The following is a 19,492-nucleotide window of genomic DNA, read 5'->3' on the forward strand; positions in this document are numbered from 1 at the left end:
ACTCATGTTTGACCAATTAGATTTAGACGACGAACTCTGCAAAGCCGTCGCCGATATGGGCTACGAAAGCCCCACAAGCATCCAAACTCTGGTTATTCCGCATGCAATGGATGGCAAAGATATTTTAGCAGAAGCACCAACAGGCACAGGAAAAACCGCGGCGTTTTTACTACCAGCTTGTCAGTTTCTACTTGATTACCCTCGTCGCGAGCCAGGTTCGTCTCGCGTGTTGGTGTTAGTCCCTACGCGCGAATTGGCAAATCAAGTGTTTGAGCAGGCCAAAGCAATTACTAAGTACACTCATCTCACTTGTGGTGTCATCACGGGTGGTATCAATTACGGAACGGATCGTGAAACCCTCGATGGACATTGTGATATTTTGGTCGCTACGCCGGGCCGTTTGTTCGAACATATTGAACAAGAAAGCTTTGACTGCAGAGATATCGAATCGCTGATTTTAGATGAAGCAGACCGAATGTTGGATATGGGCTTTTCTTCTATCGTGCATCAAATTGCCGGCGAGGCAAGGTGGCGAAAGCAAAGCATGCTCTTCTCCGCCACATTAGAAGGTAGGGGCGTCAGACAGTTTGCAGAAGAACTGCTGAAAGAACCTGAGACTATTTCAGCTAATCCTTCACGCAAAGAAAAGAACAAAATCATTCAGTGGTATCACTTAGCAGACGACGCAACTCACAAAAATGCGATCCTAATGCACCACCTGAACAACACTATCGAATCTTGTGTGGTGTTTGTGAAAACACGTGAGCGCTTGCAAAACTTAAAGGACTACTTAGCCAGTCAGGGTTTAAAAGCTAGCTATCTGCAGGGCGAAATGCCGCAAGACAAGCGTAACGCGGCAATGGAAAGTTTCAAGTCGGGAGATACTAATATCCTGATTGCCACCGACGTAGCCGCCAGAGGTATCGATGTGCAGAATATCAGTCACGTGATCAATTATGACATGCCGCGTACAGCCGATGTGTATGTTCATAGAATAGGTCGTACGGGTCGTGCCGGCGCTAAAGGTACTGCCATTTCAATCGTAGAAGCACATGACTTTGAAATGGTTGGAAAAGTGGAACGCTATACAAAAGAAGTTTTTAAAGCAAGATTTTTAGAAGGCTTACGGCCTAAGAATAAAGCGCCTACGATCACCAAAAAGAAAAAGGTGAAAACCAACAAAAAAGTGAAAACCAAAGCTAAAGTGAAAACGCGAGCCAAGAAAAAATGAAGATAGATCAAATCGTCTTAGCCACCGGCAATAAAGGCAAAGTCGCTGAGTTTGCAAGCTTGTTCGAAGGTTTCTCGATTTCAGTGAAACCGCAATCACATTTTAATGTAGAAGACGTTCCTGAAACCGGCACAACCTTTGTTGAAAATGCAATTATTAAAGCGCGCCATGCGGCTGAGGTGACTGGCTTGCCAGCGATTGCAGATGATAGTGGCTTGGCGGTTAACGCGCTAGGCGGTGCACCTGGCATCTATTCCTCACGCTATGCAGGTCCAGACGCAACGGATGCGAGCAATATTGATAAACTGCTTGATGCATTAAAGAGTGAACCACAGCAAAACCGAGACGCTCGTTTTCTGTGTGTATTGGTTTTCATGCGTCATCACCTAGATCCAACTCCGATTATTTGTCAGGGCGAATGGCTGGGTGAAATCAGCACAGAACGCCACGGTGACGGTGGTTTCGGATATGATCCTGTCTTCTGGTTACCCGAGCAACAATGTAGTGCAGCTCAACTCGACAAAACAACGAAAAACGCACAAAGTCATCGTGGTAAAGCCCTCGTTTCACTAATGAAAGAAATGCGAGAGTTACTCGCACAGTCATGAGTGTAAACCCAACACCTGAAGCACCACTGGGCATGTATGTACATATTCCATGGTGCGTCCAAAAGTGCCCCTATTGCGATTTTAATTCTCACAACTTAAAAGGTGGCTTGCCAGAGACCGAATACGTAAGCCACCTACTAGACGATTTAGTGGCGGACCTCCCATTTGTTACTAATCCCGATGGTTCACTACGCGAAGTGACTAGCATATTCATTGGTGGCGGTACGCCTAGCTTACTGTCAATCAGCGCAATGGCGCGTTTGCTAGAAGGAATAAAAGAGCGCATTCCCTTAGCAAGTAACGCAGAAATCACCATGGAAGCCAATCCAGGAACTGTGGAAAGCGATAAATTCGTTGGGTTTCAAAAGGTTGGTATTACTCGTATTTCGGTTGGCGTGCAAAGTTTTCACACTGAACATTTGCAATCTTTAGGTAGGATCCATGACGCTCAACAAGCAATTGACGCAATAAAGCTTGCTTCTATTCTTAAGCTTAAAAGCTTTAACTTAGACCTTATGCATGGTTTGCCGGGGCAATCTGTTGAAGATGCAATGCAAGACCTAAAAACAGCGATAGCGCTCAACCCTCCTCATTTGTCTTGGTACCAACTAACCATTGAACCAAATACAGCGTTTCACTCCAAACCACCAACGCTTCCAGATGACGATGTTCTTTGGGAAATCCAAGAACAAGGCCATGCCCTGCTAAGCGCTGCGGGCTATGAACAATATGAAATTAGTGCTTATGCCAAACCCGGTCATCAATGCCAACACAACCTTAACTACTGGCGATTCGGCGATTATCTCGGTATCGGTTGCGGAGCTCATGGCAAAATAACCAAAGCTCATCCGAATATAAACAGTTTAGATAAGCAGACGTGCGAATTACATCGCACAGTCAAGGTAAAGCATCCGAAAGGTTATATGGACTTGACCCGCTCTTATCTGGATCAAAAAAATCCAGTTGATGACGACGACTTAGCGTTTGAATTTTTTATGAATCGTTTTAGAATTTTTGAGATGTGTCCAAAAACAGAATTTCAATGCACAACTGGGCGCTCATTGACACAGGACGAGCGTGCAAAACTCAACAAAGCGCTGTCTTTAGGACTCATACAAGAAACACCAACTAGTTGGCAATTAACAGCCTTAGGCAAACGTTACTTGAATAGTTTGCTTGACCTGTTTGTATAGCGCTGATTATTCAGTTTCTATTTCTAGCGCTGTTGGCGTTCGAACTAAGCGAACAAACACTGCGCGATTTTTTTCTTTGATTGAATTACTACTGTTGAAAAACGCCACAACCCATGCCCTTTCCGGATCGGTCATTGAGGGCGTTGAGGTCCAAAAATCATCAGGTCGAGTGTTTGGAAATAGCTCTTCATTTATCGAAGGTCGTGTGCACGAGCGTTCAGTGATTGAGCTGAGCTCTTTGATGTTTGGTAAACGCCAATTGCTTGAGCCATTAAATTCATAACTCACACTTCTATCCAAAGCTTCTTTCCACGTATACGGATTGGCTTCTCCTAAGCAGGTCTCGCCGTCCCAAGTTTGACCCAGAGCACAACGCATCCACATTAAATTCGTACTAAGATGCAATACTTGCCCACTTTCAAACGCTCTAAACTGTTCCGTCGATGCACTCATAGGAGCTGTAGACAAACAAAATTGTTCTTCCTGTGCTTGCGTGAATGAGCTCAACACCATCAACGAAACTAAACTGGCTATTTTAGACACCCGTGTACTTGAACTCATCGCCCTGCCCTCACTAACTTAATTCGAACTTCACTAGATTTTAGAATGAAATTATCTACGCCAGAGTTAAAATCAATCGCCCACGCACTTTGTGAACCTATTTCACTCACACCATCAACATTCGGTAGTGATGTCCAATACCAAAGTAGGTCAAGACTGATTGAACCCATGTCAGGAAAATATTCACTATCAACTAAAGGACCTTGTGACTGGCCAAAGTGAACGAGAGATAGAAGCTCTGTATGAGATGGCAAACGCCAGTCGAAAAACCCACACAAGCCTTGGGCATTTACTTGGTCTATATATGCTTGTGTATTGCAGGTACCTGAAGTGAGGTTGCAAGACAACGAATTCAAATTTTGGAAACCCGCAAAACCGCCATTATCAGCTTCAATAAACCAAGTAAACAGATTGTCTTGATAATGAAGGTCCGTAGGATCACTATTTTTGTTTTCCCATATCAGGCCGGTAGTATTGTCGCGTACACATCGCCAATTCGTGGTTTCTTGGTCAATTTCATCGCCATTTTGGTTCAGGCGAGTAAAGTCAAAACCAACTTCGCCGCGCCCGGCTTTGTCCAACACACCACTTTGTTCCATTCTATCGCGCCCTAGATGAGCATCTTGGCCAGCAAATTCGCCTTGATATGCGTCGCTCAGCTCAATATTTGTTGCATTAACCGTGACACCTGTATCATTTAATTTCGATTGAACAGGTGGCTTCACACGCATTGTTTGCGTTTCGACTTGCTGATTGCCATAGCTATCAGTTACTTGGAACTGATAAATAATCTCTGTTTCCTGGCTGACTAAAGGAGCCACACTGTAGGTGTTGAAGCTGTTAAAATCAGCAATCAAGGGAGCAAGAGATGAATCACTACTCCAAATCACTGAGTATGGAGCAGCCCCTCTTGCAGCGCTTGTTGCGCTTCCCGATAACGCTATGTAGTCGCCAGACGTATGAGTTTGTTGACCTACAATAGTGAGTTCTGGAATGGTTTGCGATTCGCTGAGTAAGAGGATGCTTTTTTCTTGCTGGCCAATAGCACCCTCCTGATCTGTCACGGTCAAAACGATGGTCGCTGTCTCATTAGATGCCAAAATGGGTGTTCGTACAGTTAAGCTAGAAGCTGTCACAATTTTGCCAGTGAGCAGGTCGGGGCCGGCAGTTTGTTGCCACAAATATTCAGTAATTTCTGCGTCATCTGTTTGAGGATCGGCATCAGAACTCTGCGACGCGTCAAAAACTACATCACTATTAATGGGAAAAGTGTCCACTTCATAGATATCGTTTTGCGAAACAACGATGTTAGCAATCGGGGAAATATTTACCGGATTAACGCTTAAAGTAATCGAGTCACTTCCCTGCACACCATTCTCATTGCTGACAGTTAGAGTAAGTATATACTCACTGACTTCGATTGTTACGGGAGTCGTTAGAGTAGCAACTGAGGAAGCGATATCCTCTTGAGTTATCGTCAAACTTGGAGTAGCCGACCAAGTATAAGTAAGCGTTGCTGCAGCATTTCCCGACTCTCTAGCGTCGCCAAGAAGGCTCACAGTGCTCTGTTCATTGGCAACAATATCCGGCCCGGCGTTAACTAGAACCGCGGTGGGTTCGGGTCTATCAGCATCACCTCCACCGCATGCTGAAACCGCAAGAAGGAGGAACGCGACGAGTATTAATAGACGAATGTGAGAAAGACGATTCATTTTTACGAACTGACCATAAAATCCTGCCAATAAAATAACGCTGGCGTAGTTAATTAACTGTTATGGTCTTCATTTAGCAATTATTGCACCAAAGCAGATAAGAATAGCGAATGCGTCTATTTGTTCTTATGCGTTGTGCTTTCTTGTTCGCTTTGTTTTACTTGTAAGGCTAATAGCTGTTTCTTGGCTGAAGCCGCATCGGTCATGTCATACACCATCATACAAATATGATCGACACTCCCCGTTGCTGATACTAGGGCCGAGAGAGCAATATTCTGGTACATAAAAGGCTCACTGCCAGTGATTGGCCTAAAATTTCTAAACTTAAATAAATAAGGTCTTTGTTCCCAAGTAACAAACGCGCGAGTTCTCAACTCAAATACCGCTTTCGCTTTACGTTCAAACCATGCTTCAGAAATATCTGGAAATAGTGAAAACAAACTTTTGTCTCTAGTATCACTGGGCAACAGGCCGCTGTGAGCTTCCATAAAACCGTTCCACACTTTTACTTCGAACTTCCTGTTTAAAACGACAATCCCAACATCCACTGTTTGTAACATATCCATCATCCAGTGGAATTCTAAAATTTCGTCTAATGCGTTGTCTGACATTTTTAGTCCTCCAAAAGGTGAGCAAGTTTTGAATTCAGCATATCCAATGAATCTTCAGTGAATAATAGTAAGAGGTCGCACTGTACGTTATAGCCTTCCAGGCCATAACTGAGTTCAATAGCTAAGGTTTTTCGCCAGTGACTTTTATTGGCTTTGATAAGTTCTTCTACGCTTTGATGCTGGCCTAATACCATTGGATGGCCTTGTCTAAACTGCATGTCTAACTGCTTTGCTAGACCAGATAGACAGGTCCCTATCAAGATACTCGCCACATCCATCAAGATTTCAAGTTGCATTTCATCATCAACGTTTTCGTGTATGTTCATGATTTTCGCGACATCACCAAAGCTAGAATCACTCAAAACACACAGTGCTTCACCACTAATACCGTCGCCTAAGAAGCCTTGACATACGCCAGATGTTTGCTCATGTTGCTCGATATCAGAAAGCATCATATGCAACTCTGACACCTCGATTAAATTGACGTTTGGAATAGGTAATTTCACGAAGACATTCATGATGCGCGCTAAATGATCTCCGGCTTGCCCCATTGCAACATTGGTAACCTCTTGATAGCAGTCGCGCAAATTCTCATCTAAGCCTTCTGGCTCATGGGGCATATCTTCAGCAAGAGCCAGAACGTTGTGTTTGCGAAGCACAGCAGTCAGTTCTTCTGAGTTAACAGGCTTTTGGATAAAGTCGACCGCGCCTAGAGCGAGCACTCTCGCTTTTGCTTCAGGCTGAATATCGCCTGATACCACAATCGTTTTTGTCAGTAGTTGCTGAGCCTGGATGGCTTTTAGTGTTTCGTAACCGTCCATCACTGGCATATTGAGGTCGAGCAGAAGCACTTGGCCTTTGCCTTCGCACAGTGCCTCAATGGCTTCTTCACCGTGTTTTGCAAAATGCACGTTTACTTCCCAGTCTTGGGGAAGACATTTCGCTACTTGTTTTCGAGCTACTAGTGAGTCGTCACATATTAATACTGAAATCATCGGTCAACCAAAAAAAGAAGTTTAAAGCGGTACTTTATTTTCTTACAAGCATCGGAGCTAGTTAAACATAAGTCTATTGACTGATAACGGCAACATCGCCGCTTTCTTGAGCGCTATTAAGCAAATAGTAAAGGCAAAACAATGGCTGTCGCAATACCATTTATACACAAGCCTAAGGTTGCAAAAGCACCACAGGTTTCGCTAATGCTTAACGCCTTGGTGGTTCCGACAACATGCGCGACTGAGCCCAGCGCAAGACCCATTGCATATTCAGAGCGCGTATTTGTGAGCATGATTAGCCAAGGTGCGAACGTTGCTCCGACAATACCGGTTAAAATAACAAACACAGCTGCTAACTCGGGTAAACCGCCAATTAACGCAGTTGTTTCCATCGCCAGAGGTGTCGTTATCGATTTAACGAGCATCGTCATTTGGAGTGTTTCGCTTGTATCAAGAAGATACATTGTGCCCCAACCTAGTATAGGAGCAATGGTACCCGCAATAATTATTGGCGCCAACACTCTGACACCTAAGCGCTGGATCACAGGGATTTGATTATATAGCGGAACAGCCAAGGCCACGGTTGCAGGGCCTAACAACAAATCCAACAAGCTCAGCGATGAAGTGAATTGTGTTACATCAAAGTCTAGTAGATATAAAGCGCTACAAATAATTACTGTGCACGTGACCAACGGATTCAGTAAGGCATTTTGCTTACTAAATGCATAAAGCCTTCTGGCCAAAATATACACTAACAATGTAATACAAAGTACACCGAGTGTTTGCAACAACGGTTCTGCCCATAGTGCGATAAATAGTTGATTAATGTTATCCAAGCCGCTATTCATCCGGATCAGGCACCTGCTTTAATCTCAACTCAACACGTTTGAGTATTTTCTGGCTAAGAAAAAATGCGCAGACCAAGCTAAGTAAGGTGCTCCCAACGATTGCTAATAGCAATACCACGGCGTGTTGATTAAAAACGTCCAAAAACAATAGCACTGAGATCATGGGAGGAAGCAGAAATAAGCCCATATGTGCGAGCAAGGGCCGCGCAGCAATGGTGATGGATAGAGGCACTTTTTTTATTACCAATAACACAAGTAATAGAATGAGAATGCCAACTAGTGCAGGCGGCACTGGCAATGATAAAGCGTGAAAAAGAAAAACGGCGAAGAGATATATGAGCGTAAGAACCAAGAATCCAAAAGCCCCACGAAGCATCGTCGTCATCATGGGAGTGGGAACTTAAAAAGTACTGTCTTGGTGTACTGTAATAAAGAAATCGGTGCCCGCTTTACTGTAGTCGATTTTATACTCTTTGTTGTTTAATGTTTGAATAAACAACATGGGACGATAATCACCGAAATTGTCACCGGAGGCAATATCTACCTTTGCCATATCCATGCGTTTTGCGTCGAGTTTATTTTGCGGGATCTTACCCTCATAAACTTCGATTTCGTTATGCATGACAAGCAATACTGGATCACGGCGACCATTGATGATTAACAAATCTAACTTACGTAATTTGTGAATAATGGTATTTCGACCGCTGATTAAGTATGGTGCATCAGCCATTTACCGCTCCTGACAAGTGAAAATAATGTTTACACGCGAAATATACCAAAGGTATGACATATTTGCACGTTTAGTACTAAGCTTAGTGCATTTTACTGGCTTATATGCCAATTATCGGCTTTTTTAAAAAAATATTTACCGCTTTGATGACATACCCGCAAAAAAAATTTATACTGCACGCCGTTTTTCCGGATGGCCCTTTAGCTCAGTTGGTTAGAGCACCCGACTCATAATCGGTAGGTCCCCAGTTCAAGTCTGGGAGGGGCCACCATCTCCATCCTGCTTATATTGTAGCCACTGCGCACTTACATCCAAGACCGCTTATCACTCACAAGCTTATCTAAGGCCCGATTAATCTGTTGCCTAACCACGTCTTCAGGTAGGTACGGGATGGTTTGTGAACCCGATGCCAAGATCATACGCAAGCTCGCCAGTTTGTATGGTTTGATAAAAGCGTTTTGCTTGAATTGAGCTTGTTGGATTTTGTGGATCGGGAAGCAGTAATAATTTACTCCCAAAAATCCTTTGCGAATATAGATGAATTCATCGTCAAAGCTATATCCCCAGCGCCACCAGCGTAGACTCACTATTGCAAAAAACATCGCTAACAAACCCACACTCATTGCCATTCCGGCCAAGCCATTTTTATCTATCAAGCCAAAGGTAATAGCGCCAAGCGGAATAGCAAACAGCATGGTGTTTTTCAAGATGAGACGCTTTGAAATCGGCGCAAAAACTTGCTCGCTCAAACGCTGGCTTGGCATCGCGTCTAACATTAACGCTTTTGATTCTTCTAATGTCACGGACGGCACCAACAAGGTATTCGACATTTGTTGGCCCGGTTTATTGGCATTCGCAGAGCCTGTCTTGTTTTGCTCAAAGTGCAGATTTACTCGCTTTAGCAGCACATCAAGCCAGTCTTGTGCTTGATACATTATCTGAAGGCGACGTAACTTCATACTCACTTCTTGCTTGGTCAACAGACCTGAGCGACGAATATAACGATTATCTATTTTGCTTAGTGTGTACTTGTAGAACATTAAAATAGAGCCAATCACAGACAAGATAACGACTATCAGCATCAATAACATGGCTACTGACAGTACATGTAAGCCAAACTCCCACCACGCTTGTGTTTCCAAGCTGAAGTATGCTTCCGCATCAAAACCAACGGCTGCAAACACTTCCTGAAGAATATCAGCAAGTGAATTATAAAATGGTGCCAAGGCCCCTAGAAAAATCCAAACTCGGTTATTTGAAATGCCATGAATAACAAGGTCTTTCATACTGCGTCGATTAAGCACAACTTCTTGACTAGCGTCGGCTGCCTCAGAGTCACTTTCCCCAAGCTCTTGATTAATAGCCGCGTGCTGCTTAGTATTTTCAACGACGATTTGCCGCAGCGCTTCTGCTTGCTGCATTTTCAAAGCAACAATTTTAGCTTCCTGCTTTGCACTACCTGCGGTATCTAACTCAACACAAGCGTAATTGTTAAAGCGATAATAAAGTGGCTGCTCAAGTTTCACGTTTTGAATGCGCTCAAAAGGTAAGTCAATGTGGGACTTCTTGAAAATACCTTGTTTAATTTCAACTCGACCGGCTTCTAGCCGAAACCGATAGAAAAAGTAATTCAAAAAACCGATGACGGAAAAGAGCAATAAAAAACCACCTGCAGCAAACGCTAAAATTAAAGGGTTTTCCTTTATTTTGGATAAGTTAAACGCCACTGCTGGTAGCAAATAGAATAGAGTATTGGCCATCGCATAGAACGACTTCACCATGAAGTACAATATACTGATGGGCGATAATCGTTGCCAATCTGTGTAGTCACTGACAACCTGTGCTTCGGCCTTCTTATTGATCACGTTGTTCTGTGCATCATTCGAGTGTTCTAGCTCTTCAAGCGACTTATCCATCCTCTCGAACATCCTTGTGATCTAAGATGAATTGCCGAAGTTCTATGGCTTTTTCATGCACCAAACCAGGGATTTCGAAAGTGTGATTGGCCCCACCGGCACTGAAAACTTGTAAGGTTGCCAAGCCCGCTTTTCGTTCAATTGGTCCACGCTCAATTTCGATATGTTGAATGCGCATAATGGGTTGGCTTGTTCGCTTTTGAAAAATCCAACCGGTTTGAAAGTGGATATCGTGCTCACGGATCGCGTATTTCTTTTTCGGATCGGCGAAATAGTGATAAATCACAGACCAAATCATGAGAAAAAGTAACACACTGATTGCTATCCACGCATGTTCATTGAAGAAAGTAGGTAAATCAAAAAAAGGCTGGAGCAATACCAGAGCGATAATGGCAGCAAAACCTCCCCAAAAAGCAAAGGAAATTTGGATATTAAGGCGCCGATACTTAGGAGAGAGAGCCTTCATATCCATGCTCTCTACCTCTGTTAAGCCATCCAATTCGACTTGTCTATTACTGGTAATTGTTTCCATTACTTACCCTTTTATCGCGAAGATTCTGATGTTCAATTTGTCTGTTTATAAAATACACGATCATGAAATAGCCCTATTTGTCGTATACTGCCAAATACCTTAATACATATAGTGAGCTTGGAACATGTTTATTTGCAGGAATATGTTTCAAACGTTTACGTGTATTTATACTTGTTACTATTTTTTCATACCCTCAGGCGACAGTAAGTCCTTTCAATAGCCGGGGGCATCTTTATAATTAAGTAATATGATTTTTAAAACAATACGCTCAACCCTCACCGTCTTCAACAGCTTGGCGATAGCAGGCTTGTGTGCTGCCGTTTTGGCTTTTTCAATTTTCACTCATGAAGATCTATACCGAGAAGCTGTAACCGGCGATTTAGATGGCCTATCAAACAATTTGTCAGTCGACCTTTTCGCGGTGCTCGCTGAAGAGGGCGATGACCTCGACACTGTGGCTATTCGCACCTTGTTACTTCGCTTAGGCGAATATGAGAATGTTAAGTTTGCAGTAGTATTTGATCGAGACTTTAATCAGATAGACACCTACCGTGGCCCCACTTTGCAAGTCGAAGGCGAACTCGAGATTGTCGTGGACACAGAGCAGCTAAACCAAATCCCTTTAGGTATGTCGAACAAAAATGGCGAACTCTTCGCATACAAAATTGTTGGCGATGAAGAGCTCCCGTTTGGTTACCTTCTGATTGTGAATGATTTAGAAAAGCCACTAACTGGCAGCAAAATGCATTTATTAACGCGTGTTTTGCCATTGACATTTATTATCATTGGTATCGGTATTGCTCTCTCTTTATGGCTTAACAGTCGCATGTTACTGCCTTTACAAAAGCTTGCTCGCTTAGCGCATCAAATTAAAGAAACCAACGATTATTCCATCGATATCAATGTTGAAGGTAAAAAAGAAGTAGTCGATTTAAGTAATGAAATCGGCAGTATGATGGACACCATCCATGAAGAAGAAATAAAGAACAAACGCTACACACAGCAATTAATGCAGCAACGTAAAGATATGGAGCGCTTGGCCAATTTTGATAGTTTGACCGGCCTACCTAACAGACAGTTTTTTATGGAAACCTTACGTAAGTCTCTGAGCACGGCTGAGCGTGAAGGTGATAATTTAGTATTGATGTATTTCGACCTCGATGGCTTTAAAGGCGTCAACGACACCTACGGTCACGAAGTTGGTGATAAGCTGCTTATCGAAGCAAGCAAACGCACTCAACGATTCTTACGCCACGGTGATTTAATTGCTCGCTTGGGCGGCGATGAATTCCTTATTTTGTTGTACAACGATCCAAATGACTTCGTCGTAACTGATATCTCTGAACGTATCATTAAAGAAATAAGCAAACCATTCGACATCAATGACTGGGAAATACTCATTAGTGCTAGCATTGGTATTGCTAGGGCTAAAGATGCGCAATTCAATCTTAGCGACTTCGTTAGCAACGCCGACGTGGCCATGTACAAGTCAAAAGTAGAAGGGAAAAACACCCATACTATTTTTGTCCCTGAAATGATGGAAGACAATAAGCGTAAGCTGTTGTTAGCTAACAAAATTATACCTGGTTTGAAAGACGGTGAATTTAGCTTGTACTATCAACCAAAAGTCAATCCATATGAAGAAATCGTCGGCTTTGAAGCACTCCTGCGTTGGAATAGTCCTGAATTTGGTTTTGTTTCCCCTGTAGAGTTTATTTCTATTGCGGAACAAAGCGGCAAAATAAACGAAATCACATACTGGGTACTAGAAAGTGTGCTGCGCGATTCTGCTACCTTGATTGAGCATTTTGGTTCTAAACTGAGTATTTCCCTCAATTTATCGGTACATGATTTACGTAATCCAAAGCTCTTTGAAGATATCGTTAGGCTATATAAAGAGTTAGATATAGACGCTAGATGCATCGAATATGAGGTAACAGAGTCTACTTATTTAGAAAACTTCGATATGGCAAACGAGTTCTTTGGCAAAATAAAAGACTTAGGCTCATTCATTGCTCTGGATGACTTTGGCACTGGTTACTCAAGCTTAAGCTACTTAACTCAAATTGAGTTGCATACCCTTAAAATTGACAAGCAATTTGTTGACAACCTTGGGGTATCTAAACGAAGCACTCTGGTAACAAAAACAATCATAGAGATGGCAAAACAGTTGAATCTTAATATTTGTGCTGAAGGTGTTGAAACAAGAGAGCAAACCGATTTCTTGATAGCGAACGGATGTCATCAATTACAAGGTTATTTGTTTGGTAAACCTGCTCCCTTGAAAGCAATCTTAAATACCTTCACTAAGCGATAAACTAGTTCACACTATAAATAACCCTCAAGCCATCCGGCAGTTTATCCGCTTTGCTTTCATCCAAATAAGCCGCTGCGCCCTGATTATTCTGTAGATATTCCAATACCGCTTGTTCAGATTCTAACTCTTGTGGGGGCTTACTCTTTCCGGAAAAGCGCATTTGCGCCCAATAACTTTGAACTCTCGATTCAGTTAATCCTAAAACACTCGCATTGAACTGCATTCTCGACTTGTGTTTTGGTTTTAATGCGACCGCTTTCAAATTATAAGAAACTGCACCGCCCATAAACAAGGCCTTCACCTCTTGTCGCGTCAGTTTAATGACTTCATCAGTGTTCGCTACAACAATGACTTTGGCATTTACAGTTGAGCATATCAATGAACTTGCGATAATCGAGGAGTACAGTAGGGATTTTCGAACGAAGCCCATCATTAAAACACCCACTCTATAGCTAATTGATAGAGTGTTGACTGGCGATCGCCACTGTCGTTTGGGAACTCATCAAAGAAACCTCTTTCTCCATCTTCTGCATTCAGGAAAGATAATTCAGCTTTAACTGCTATGTTTGTGGAATAGTCATACCGGGCGCCAACAGTAAGAGAATCTAATGAATCCACGGGTAGAGAATTGACAACTTGCTGGTAACCAAATGCAAGTGCATCTAGTTGAGGGGCAATACCAATAGGTATTTCATCTGGAAATTCGTTATATTCGGCATCACTCGTTGCATAAGTCGCATGCAATAGTACGTTTGATAAATGGTAACCAACACTCACATACGCTGCGCTGACTTTAGGTACAAAGTGAACTTTAGAATCTATTTGCGTCCACTCTGTTCTGAAGTAGTAATCAAACGTTTCATAGGCAAGCCCAAGCTTGGCGAAAGTTGCCTCCCCATCAATTTCGAGAGCCAATGCGCTATTGTTGAAACCGAGTTGGCGAAGCGAGTCGATAAAAGGTTCGAGCCCAGGGTTTTTCACCGCAACTTCTCCCTGATGATATGCAGCTGAGAAGTCAAAGCCAGACCAAGACGCCTCTACTGCCACACCCGCTATATATTTAACATCAGCTTGTCGACGATCATTGGAAACATAAATATCACCATCAAAAGCACCGTAATAAGCGGTAACAGCGCCTGAAGCCGAGTTATTGATAAAATCGTAGCGACTGCTCAAACCTTCAAAATCTGAGAATACATAATTAGTATAAACTTGGGTCGGTGGGCTTATCCAAGGATAAGCAAACCCCACATCAATAACGTCACTGTAATTGAAAAATGGTATGCGCTGGCGACCCAACTTAAGTGACCAATTACTCGTTGCTTGATAATTCAAATATAACCATTGAATGCCGCTATCTCTTGTATCTGCGCTGTGTCCAATGACTTGACCGACAAACGAAATATCGTCAGTAAAAGTATAGTCTGCTCTAAGTGCAATTAAACTTTGTTGATCTAAACTGAGATTCTTGTCATAGCCGTTGAAACTCAGGTCTTTATCTGAAATAGCGCCACCTACAACCCTACCAAACCCAGAAAACTCTATGTCTTGCGTAGCGTTTGCTGCTGTGCAAATAGACAAACTTGACAGCATTAGAAATACACAGTTCAGTCTTTTAACGTTTATCAATTTATTCACTAATTATCCAGATCAATAGTCAACATGACTAACCTATCTCTCAGCGTAGTGAGGTTATCCTCAACGTGCATACCCTCATCGATATGGGATATGATCTTCGCTGCCTTCGTATTAACCAACTCAGAAATCGTATTTTCCTGAGTCTCAATTAACCCCAATTTAAAAAAACTGTCACCCAATTCGTTTTGCATATCTTCGAGTATATGCATACTTTTCTGTTTATGCGTGGTTTGCATTTGAATAATCATCTCCATAGTGGACTGAATATCCTGAAGTTCTTCTCGGAGAGTAGCTAGCCGAGTATCTGGTAATGGAGACTCCATAATTTCGCCTGACGACGTACCCATTTTTTTATTCAATGCATCGGTATCTTCGATGATCATCATGAGATTGTCGCGCAGTTCACCCCGCTCCATTTCATCATCGGGCATATTCTTGATAATCACAGACACACTTTCAAAATTCACAATGTAGCGACTTCCCTTTTCAAGGAATCGCCCTTGCATGTTTGCTGCTCGATACAATAAATCTTGCTCAAGTGGCGTAATCATCATTTGACTGGAACGATTAATGACCCTCTTTTCCATCCGAAGTTGTACGCATGCATCAATATTTAAGCCATCAAATACGTCAAACAAAGCGCTAACAAGCGCCTCGGGCGTTCTAATTTTTAAACCGCTTCGTAAGAAGCCCAAAACAGTCCCTAGATGTCCAGCGCTCGCAATAACCGACATCACCATATCTGTCGTTGACTTATTCTCGTCTGACAACTCTGCTATACGAGCTCTATCTTCAATGACCACCTTTACTTTTCTGGCAACGAGCGTTGCATCGATAGGCTTGGTCAAATAATCTAAACCACCAACATCGAAGCCTCGCAATATTTCTTCAGTGTGAGTGTTTCCAGAAACGAACATAATTGGAATATGAGGAGCGATTTCGAGTATTTTCTGGCAAGTTTCATAACCGTCCATATCTGGCATGACAACATCTAACAAAACCAGCTCAATATCTTGATCATCCTTAATCATTTGTAACGCTTGAAAGCCACTCGTCGCGGCCACTATTGCATATTTATCTTTCAAGACTTCCATCAAAATGCGTAATTCATTTGGTGAATCGTCAACAAGTAGAATTCTGTTCTTAGCCATTATCTATCCTAGTTGCACCAATGCTGCCGCAATCGCTGCCGACACCATTGGTGTATCAAACTGATTCATTGCATTTTGCGCATTTTTTAGCTCTTCTAGCACACCCTCTGAAAGCTCACAATCCAATAAATCTTTCAAAATATCCTCTGCAGCGAACAAGTCTTTATTTACCAAGTTTTGTAAATCTTTTAGCTGTTGCAATACATAGCCTTGCGACTCTTGCCGCAGCGTTGACTTTTGGTTTTCGTTGCTAGGGTTATCGACCGTTTGCATCGATTTATTAAGATTATCGACCATCATTTGTAAGCTTGAAAAAGCAGATTCATCTGGCCAATTCTGCTGCTTTGCTAATAGTGTTTCATAATCGCCCGCTAGCGATGACAATTCGGCAATTCCTAAATTTGCAGCGCCTCCCTTCACTTTATGCAGCAAAATAATCGCGTTAGTTTGATCGTTATCTGCGAGATACCGCTTCAAGGTATTCCCTAGATTTGTGTTTTCAGTCAAAAAGCGTGCGATTAATGAATATAACAAAGGCCAATCTCCGTTCACTCTTTCCAAAGCGCTGGCTAGATCGATACCAGGGATACGTAAACTGTTGTCTACTGCTATTTCGTCTGACTCTTGTATGTCATTGCTCACACTTAAATATTGTAAAACGACTGCCTGCAGACTGTCCCGCTCAATTGGTTTAGAAATATGGTGCTGCATGCCAGCGTCATAACACTCCTGCATATGCTCTTTACTATTGTGGGCTGTCATTGCCACGATAGGTATGTTGGCAAACTTTTCTTTAGAAGCTCGAATGCGTTTTGTCGCCTCGATTCCTCCCATATTCGGCATTTGAAGGTCCATTAACACGAGTTGGTAATCCTTGGTCTCAAGCATTTGTAATGCACAAAGGCCATCGTCTGCCAAATCAACATGACAATCCCACTTCGAAAGCATCTTCATCGCTACCATTTGGTTAACAGGGTTATCCTCAACAAGCAGTATATTACTCTCGGCAAGCGGGTTTTCTCCCGCGTCTATTAAAGGAAGTATATCGCTGTTCTCTTCGCCTTGAGCAAATGAGATATCTACATGGAAGGTTGTTCCTTCGCCTAGTTCGCTTTCAACTAGGATTTGCCCCTTGAACATCTCAACGAGATTCTTAGTAATATTCATTCCTAGGCCTGTGCCGCCAAAGTCTCTAGTAATACTATTGTCCGCCTGTTCAAACGCGGCAAAAACACTATCAATATGTTCCTGACCAATACCAATACCTGAATCGGCTACCGTCAAGCGATAAACGCCTTTTGAATTAAAGGGAGTGAAGGATAAAAACACACCGCCGTTGTCGGTGAATTTAATAGCATTTGAGAGCAAGTTACTGATTATTTGTGTAAAGCGCAGCGGGTCGGTCACCAATGCTTTGGGCACGCCTATATCAATATCGTATCGGAATTCGATGCCTTTTTTCTTGGCATCCAATGCAAAAGGTGCACACACAGAGTGAAAATACGGTTCAATTTGAACTGAGCTTAATTCTAGCTCTAACTTCTTGGCCTCTATTTTTGAGAAATCTAATATGTCATTAATCACGCCAAGTAAGTGCTTACCTGACGACAAGGCAACACGAACCAGCTCTTGCTGTTCTTGACTTAATTTTTCGTCGGACAATAGGGTAAGAACACCTAAAACCCCGTTCATTGGGGTCCTAAGTTCGTGACTCATGTTAGCGATAAAATCAGATTTGACCTGCAAGGCTGTTAACGCTTCGTCCCTCGCTTTTTGCATCTGCGAAGTACGTTTAGCCACCAGCTTTTCTAAACTGTTACTTAATTTTTCAAGCTCTCTGTTTTTTTCAAACAGTTCTCGACTTTTTAACTCAAGTAAATGCTCCGCTTCCTGCCTTGCTTTTTGTTCCCGAGCATGGCGCCTTTCTAGACGCGCCAATTCAGTAGGCACTATACTTCGGTCGCTTCGATCGGCGTAATATAAAAAATGCAGTGGTGTACTTCGCCTTCAACCCAATCTTTACGCTTGAGCTCGAATTTTTCATTGTAATAACTGGAGGTCGATTGTATGAGCCCCTCAGCCAAGTCAGCGAATCCCCGAGTAGAACTGTAGTGAAGTTCGAAAGGTTCGTTTGGAGTGGATGGTTCAGTATAGCTAAAACCGGGCAGCTCAGCATCAGGGTATAACTTACGCACTTCCACATGTATGTGGTTATCGATTTGTTTCAAAAAGGCGAGAGTGTTACCCGCCTCCTCAAAAAAACTAGAGAATTTTTCAGAGAATGTGCGACCGAGATGCTCGCCAAAAGTATAGATGAGTTTTGCAACCGGGACGTCGGTCCGGTTGTGAAGCTCAACCACCATGTCAACCAACTCTTTGTGGTCATAAGTGCCTACACTGGTGTAAGCGCCACCTGAAGCTGGATCCGTTGCGTCGAGCAAATCGTCTAGCATGTCTTCGCCAAAGAGGCTCTCGACCATAGTGGAAAACTCAGTAAAAACAATACCTTTCATGAAATCGCCTTATAAATAATTAGTAGAACGATCCCTGTTGAGCAGCACTCAATGAGTTCCTTACTTCCTAAACAGCATAATACACAAACAAACATCGCAAAAGTAGTTTACTCAGAATTTAAAAATTAGGTAGCAATATAAGTATGACTTTTCACACCTGATTATTGTGACTTAAACGGTATCAACATGGTTATTTGGTATTCTATGTATCCTAATGACTACCAGTAGAGGTTAGATTGCAGACCAGACGACGTTATTCCCATTCTTTTTTCTTTGCGGCTGTCGCGACTTTTTCACTTTTACTAGGCTCTTCAGTATCGCTCGCAAATGAATACGACATCATGGTGGTGGATCAGGCGGGTAAATCAGTACCAAATGCAGTAGTGACATTCCCAGATTTCAAAGCGAAAAAGGATGAGCGAACAGCCGTAATGGACCAGGTAGACCAACAATTTAAACCTGAAGTACTGGCTATCCAAAAGACTCAGAGCGTAGATTTTCCAAATAGTGACAATATTCGACACCACGTATATAGCTTTTCAAGACCAAATCATTTCGAAATAAAACTATTCAGCGGCAGCGAATCTAAGGCTGTCACTTTCGAACATAATGGCGTAGCTGTTCTTGGCTGTAATATTCATGACAATATGATTGGCTTTATTTACATAAGTGATGGGGAAATTCTTGGCGTAACCGATAACAATGGAAAGGTAAGTATCGAATTGCCTAAAGAAGCTGAAACAAGCGAGCAACTGATGCTAAAAGTCTGGCATTCGAAGCTTTCACCATTGAGTAACGAGCATATTGAAGCCAAGGTGAACGGAAAAGAAATGAAACACACCGTGACATTACCGATGACTATTGAAGACAAACCTGAAAATTCAGAGTCGATGCCTCCCGAGTCATCTGGCTTTAAGAAAAAATTCGGTAAATAGA

Annotated in this window: 19 protein-coding genes and 1 tRNA gene; 6 read left to right on the plus strand and 14 right to left on the minus strand. The window is 42.6% G+C overall.

The features are described from left to right. Positions 1-4 precede the first annotated feature (4 nt). Genes srmB through hemW form a run of 3 tightly spaced genes read left to right on the plus strand, consistent with a single transcriptional unit; the run spans position 5 to position 3,032 of the window. Positions 5-1,231, plus strand: coding sequence for an ATP-dependent RNA helicase SrmB (srmB, locus tag RM544_RS15935; RefSeq protein ID WP_311362927.1), 1,227 nt, complete (start codon positions 5-7; stop codon positions 1,229-1,231). After that, on the plus strand, positions 1,228-1,839 hold the full coding sequence (gene rdgB / locus RM544_RS15940; protein ID WP_311362807.1) for an RdgB/HAM1 family non-canonical purine NTP pyrophosphatase: 612 nt from the start codon (positions 1,228-1,230) through the stop codon (positions 1,837-1,839). Before srmB ends, rdgB begins: the two co-directional genes overlap by 4 nt. Then, entirely contained in the window at positions 1,836-3,032 is a 1,197-nt protein-coding gene (hemW, locus tag RM544_RS15945; RefSeq protein WP_311362808.1) for a radical SAM family heme chaperone HemW, read from the plus strand. The genes rdgB and hemW overlap by 4 nt, the downstream gene beginning before the upstream one ends. 6 nt (positions 3,033-3,038) lie before the next feature. Here the strand turns inward: hemW and RM544_RS15950 are convergent, their stop codons facing one another. The 7 genes from RM544_RS15950 to RM544_RS15980 form a co-directional block, all read right to left on the minus strand. Further along, positions 3,039-3,593 carry an Lcl C-terminal domain-containing protein gene (locus RM544_RS15950; RefSeq protein ID WP_311362809.1) on the minus strand — a complete coding sequence of 185 codons (555 nt, stop codon included), beginning with the start codon at positions 3,591-3,593 and terminating at the stop codon, positions 3,039-3,041. Further along, a complete protein-coding gene (locus tag RM544_RS15955) occupies positions 3,590-5,305 on the minus strand; it encodes an Lcl C-terminal domain-containing protein (protein ID WP_311362810.1) in 1,716 nt (571 codons plus the stop codon). Before RM544_RS15955 ends, RM544_RS15950 begins: the two co-directional genes overlap by 4 nt. Positions 5,306-5,421: 116 nt before the next feature. Beyond that, positions 5,422-5,916: a PAS domain-containing protein gene (locus tag RM544_RS15960; protein ID WP_311362811.1), complete on the minus strand. Its 495-nt coding sequence runs from the start codon at positions 5,914-5,916 to the stop codon at positions 5,422-5,424. A 2-nt stretch (positions 5,917-5,918) separates the two neighbouring features. Continuing rightward, positions 5,919-6,911 carry a response regulator gene (locus RM544_RS15965; RefSeq protein WP_311362812.1) on the minus strand — a complete coding sequence of 331 codons (993 nt, stop codon included), beginning with the start codon at positions 6,909-6,911 and terminating at the stop codon, positions 5,919-5,921. 116 nt (positions 6,912-7,027) lie between these two features. Further along, positions 7,028-7,759, minus strand: a complete 732-nt coding sequence (locus RM544_RS15970; RefSeq protein WP_311362813.1) for an LrgB family protein — start codon at positions 7,757-7,759, stop codon at positions 7,028-7,030. Next, positions 7,752-8,147, minus strand: a complete 396-nt coding sequence (locus RM544_RS15975; RefSeq protein WP_311362814.1) for a CidA/LrgA family protein — start codon at positions 8,145-8,147, stop codon at positions 7,752-7,754. Before RM544_RS15975 ends, RM544_RS15970 begins: the two co-directional genes overlap by 8 nt. A 12-nt stretch (positions 8,148-8,159) precedes the next feature. Next, positions 8,160-8,489, minus strand: coding sequence for a hypothetical protein (locus RM544_RS15980; protein ID WP_311362815.1), 330 nt, complete (start codon positions 8,487-8,489; stop codon positions 8,160-8,162). A gap of 194 nt (positions 8,490-8,683) precedes the next feature. Between RM544_RS15980 and RM544_RS15985 the strand changes: the two genes are divergently transcribed. Next, a tRNA-Ile gene (locus tag RM544_RS15985) sits at positions 8,684-8,760 on the plus strand. A 34-nt stretch (positions 8,761-8,794) separates the two neighbouring features. Here the strand turns inward: RM544_RS15985 and RM544_RS15990 are convergent. Together RM544_RS15990 and RM544_RS15995 are read right to left on the minus strand one after the other, a co-directional pair. Further along, a complete protein-coding gene (locus RM544_RS15990) occupies positions 8,795-10,405 on the minus strand; it encodes a PH domain-containing protein (protein WP_311362816.1) in 1,611 nt (536 codons plus the stop codon). Next, a complete protein-coding gene (locus RM544_RS15995) occupies positions 10,398-10,937 on the minus strand; it encodes a PH domain-containing protein (RefSeq protein ID WP_311362817.1) in 540 nt (179 codons plus the stop codon). The genes RM544_RS15990 and RM544_RS15995 overlap by 8 nt, the downstream gene beginning before the upstream one ends. Positions 10,938-11,184: 247 nt before the next feature. Between RM544_RS15995 and RM544_RS16000 the strand changes: the two genes are divergently transcribed. Next, positions 11,185-13,254, plus strand: a complete 2,070-nt coding sequence (locus tag RM544_RS16000; protein ID WP_311362818.1) for a putative bifunctional diguanylate cyclase/phosphodiesterase — start codon at positions 11,185-11,187, stop codon at positions 13,252-13,254. Position 13,255: 1 nt separating this feature from the next. Here RM544_RS16000 and RM544_RS16005 read toward each other — a convergent pair whose 3' ends face one another. Genes RM544_RS16005 through RM544_RS16025 form a run of 5 tightly spaced genes read right to left on the minus strand, consistent with a single transcriptional unit; the run spans position 13,256 to position 18,556 of the window. Further along, a complete protein-coding gene (locus RM544_RS16005) occupies positions 13,256-13,687 on the minus strand; it encodes a hypothetical protein (protein WP_311362819.1) in 432 nt (143 codons plus the stop codon). Next, positions 13,687-14,892, minus strand: coding sequence for a hypothetical protein (locus tag RM544_RS16010; protein ID WP_311362820.1), 1,206 nt, complete (start codon positions 14,890-14,892; stop codon positions 13,687-13,689). Before RM544_RS16010 ends, RM544_RS16005 begins: the two co-directional genes overlap by 1 nt. Next, positions 14,892-16,043, minus strand: a complete 1,152-nt coding sequence (locus RM544_RS16015; RefSeq protein WP_311362821.1) for a response regulator — start codon at positions 16,041-16,043, stop codon at positions 14,892-14,894. The genes RM544_RS16010 and RM544_RS16015 overlap by 1 nt, the downstream gene beginning before the upstream one ends. Positions 16,044-16,046: 3 nt before the next feature. Continuing rightward, complete coding sequence (locus RM544_RS16020; RefSeq protein WP_311362822.1) at positions 16,047-17,993, minus strand: response regulator; 1,947 nt, start codon at positions 17,991-17,993, stop codon at positions 16,047-16,049. Beyond that, on the minus strand, positions 17,993-18,556 hold the full coding sequence (locus RM544_RS16025) for a heme NO-binding domain-containing protein (protein ID WP_311362823.1): 564 nt from the start codon (positions 18,554-18,556) through the stop codon (positions 17,993-17,995). Before RM544_RS16025 ends, RM544_RS16020 begins: the two co-directional genes overlap by 1 nt. A 236-nt stretch (positions 18,557-18,792) precedes the next feature. On the opposite strand from RM544_RS16025, the gene RM544_RS16030 reads away from it, so the two are divergent. Next, positions 18,793-19,491, plus strand: coding sequence for a cupredoxin domain-containing protein (locus RM544_RS16030; RefSeq protein ID WP_311362824.1), 699 nt, complete (start codon positions 18,793-18,795; stop codon positions 19,489-19,491). The last annotated feature ends 1 nt before the right edge of the window (position 19,492 follow it).

This window comes from Brumicola blandensis (genome assembly GCF_031846165.1).
Classification (GTDB): Bacteria; Pseudomonadota; Gammaproteobacteria; order Enterobacterales; family Alteromonadaceae; genus Glaciecola; species Glaciecola blandensis.

Coding starts and splice junctions, on each gene's coding strand:
- RM544_RS15965 (WP_311362812.1), bottom strand. CDS start 6,911: ATGATTTCAGTATTAATATGTGACGACTCACTAGTAGCTCGAAAACAA.
- RM544_RS15955 (WP_311362810.1), bottom strand. CDS start 5,305: ATGAATCGTCTTTCTCACATTCGTCTATTAATACTCGTCGCGTTCCTC.
- RM544_RS16025 (WP_311362823.1), bottom strand. CDS start 18,556: ATGAAAGGTATTGTTTTTACTGAGTTTTCCACTATGGTCGAGAGCCTC.
- RM544_RS16000 (WP_311362818.1), top strand. CDS start 11,185: ATGATTTTTAAAACAATACGCTCAACCCTCACCGTCTTCAACAGCTTG.
- RM544_RS15950 (WP_311362809.1), bottom strand. CDS start 3,593: ATGAGTTCAAGTACACGGGTGTCTAAAATAGCCAGTTTAGTTTCGTTG.
- RM544_RS15990 (WP_311362816.1), bottom strand. CDS start 10,405: ATGGATAAGTCGCTTGAAGAGCTAGAACACTCGAATGATGCACAGAAC.
- RM544_RS15980 (WP_311362815.1), bottom strand. CDS start 8,489: ATGGCTGATGCACCATACTTAATCAGCGGTCGAAATACCATTATTCAC.
- RM544_RS16005 (WP_311362819.1), bottom strand. CDS start 13,687: ATGATGGGCTTCGTTCGAAAATCCCTACTGTACTCCTCGATTATCGCA.
- RM544_RS15975 (WP_311362814.1), bottom strand. CDS start 8,147: ATGATGACGACGATGCTTCGTGGGGCTTTTGGATTCTTGGTTCTTACG.
- RM544_RS15960 (WP_311362811.1), bottom strand. CDS start 5,916: ATGTCAGACAACGCATTAGACGAAATTTTAGAATTCCACTGGATGATG.
- srmB (WP_311362927.1), top strand. CDS start 5: ATGTTTGACCAATTAGATTTAGACGACGAACTCTGCAAAGCCGTCGCC.
- rdgB (WP_311362807.1), top strand. CDS start 1,228: ATGAAGATAGATCAAATCGTCTTAGCCACCGGCAATAAAGGCAAAGTC.
- RM544_RS15995 (WP_311362817.1), bottom strand. CDS start 10,937: ATGGAAACAATTACCAGTAATAGACAAGTCGAATTGGATGGCTTAACA.
- RM544_RS15970 (WP_311362813.1), bottom strand. CDS start 7,759: ATGAATAGCGGCTTGGATAACATTAATCAACTATTTATCGCACTATGG.
- hemW (WP_311362808.1), top strand. CDS start 1,836: ATGAGTGTAAACCCAACACCTGAAGCACCACTGGGCATGTATGTACAT.
- RM544_RS16015 (WP_311362821.1), bottom strand. CDS start 16,043: ATGGCTAAGAACAGAATTCTACTTGTTGACGATTCACCAAATGAATTA.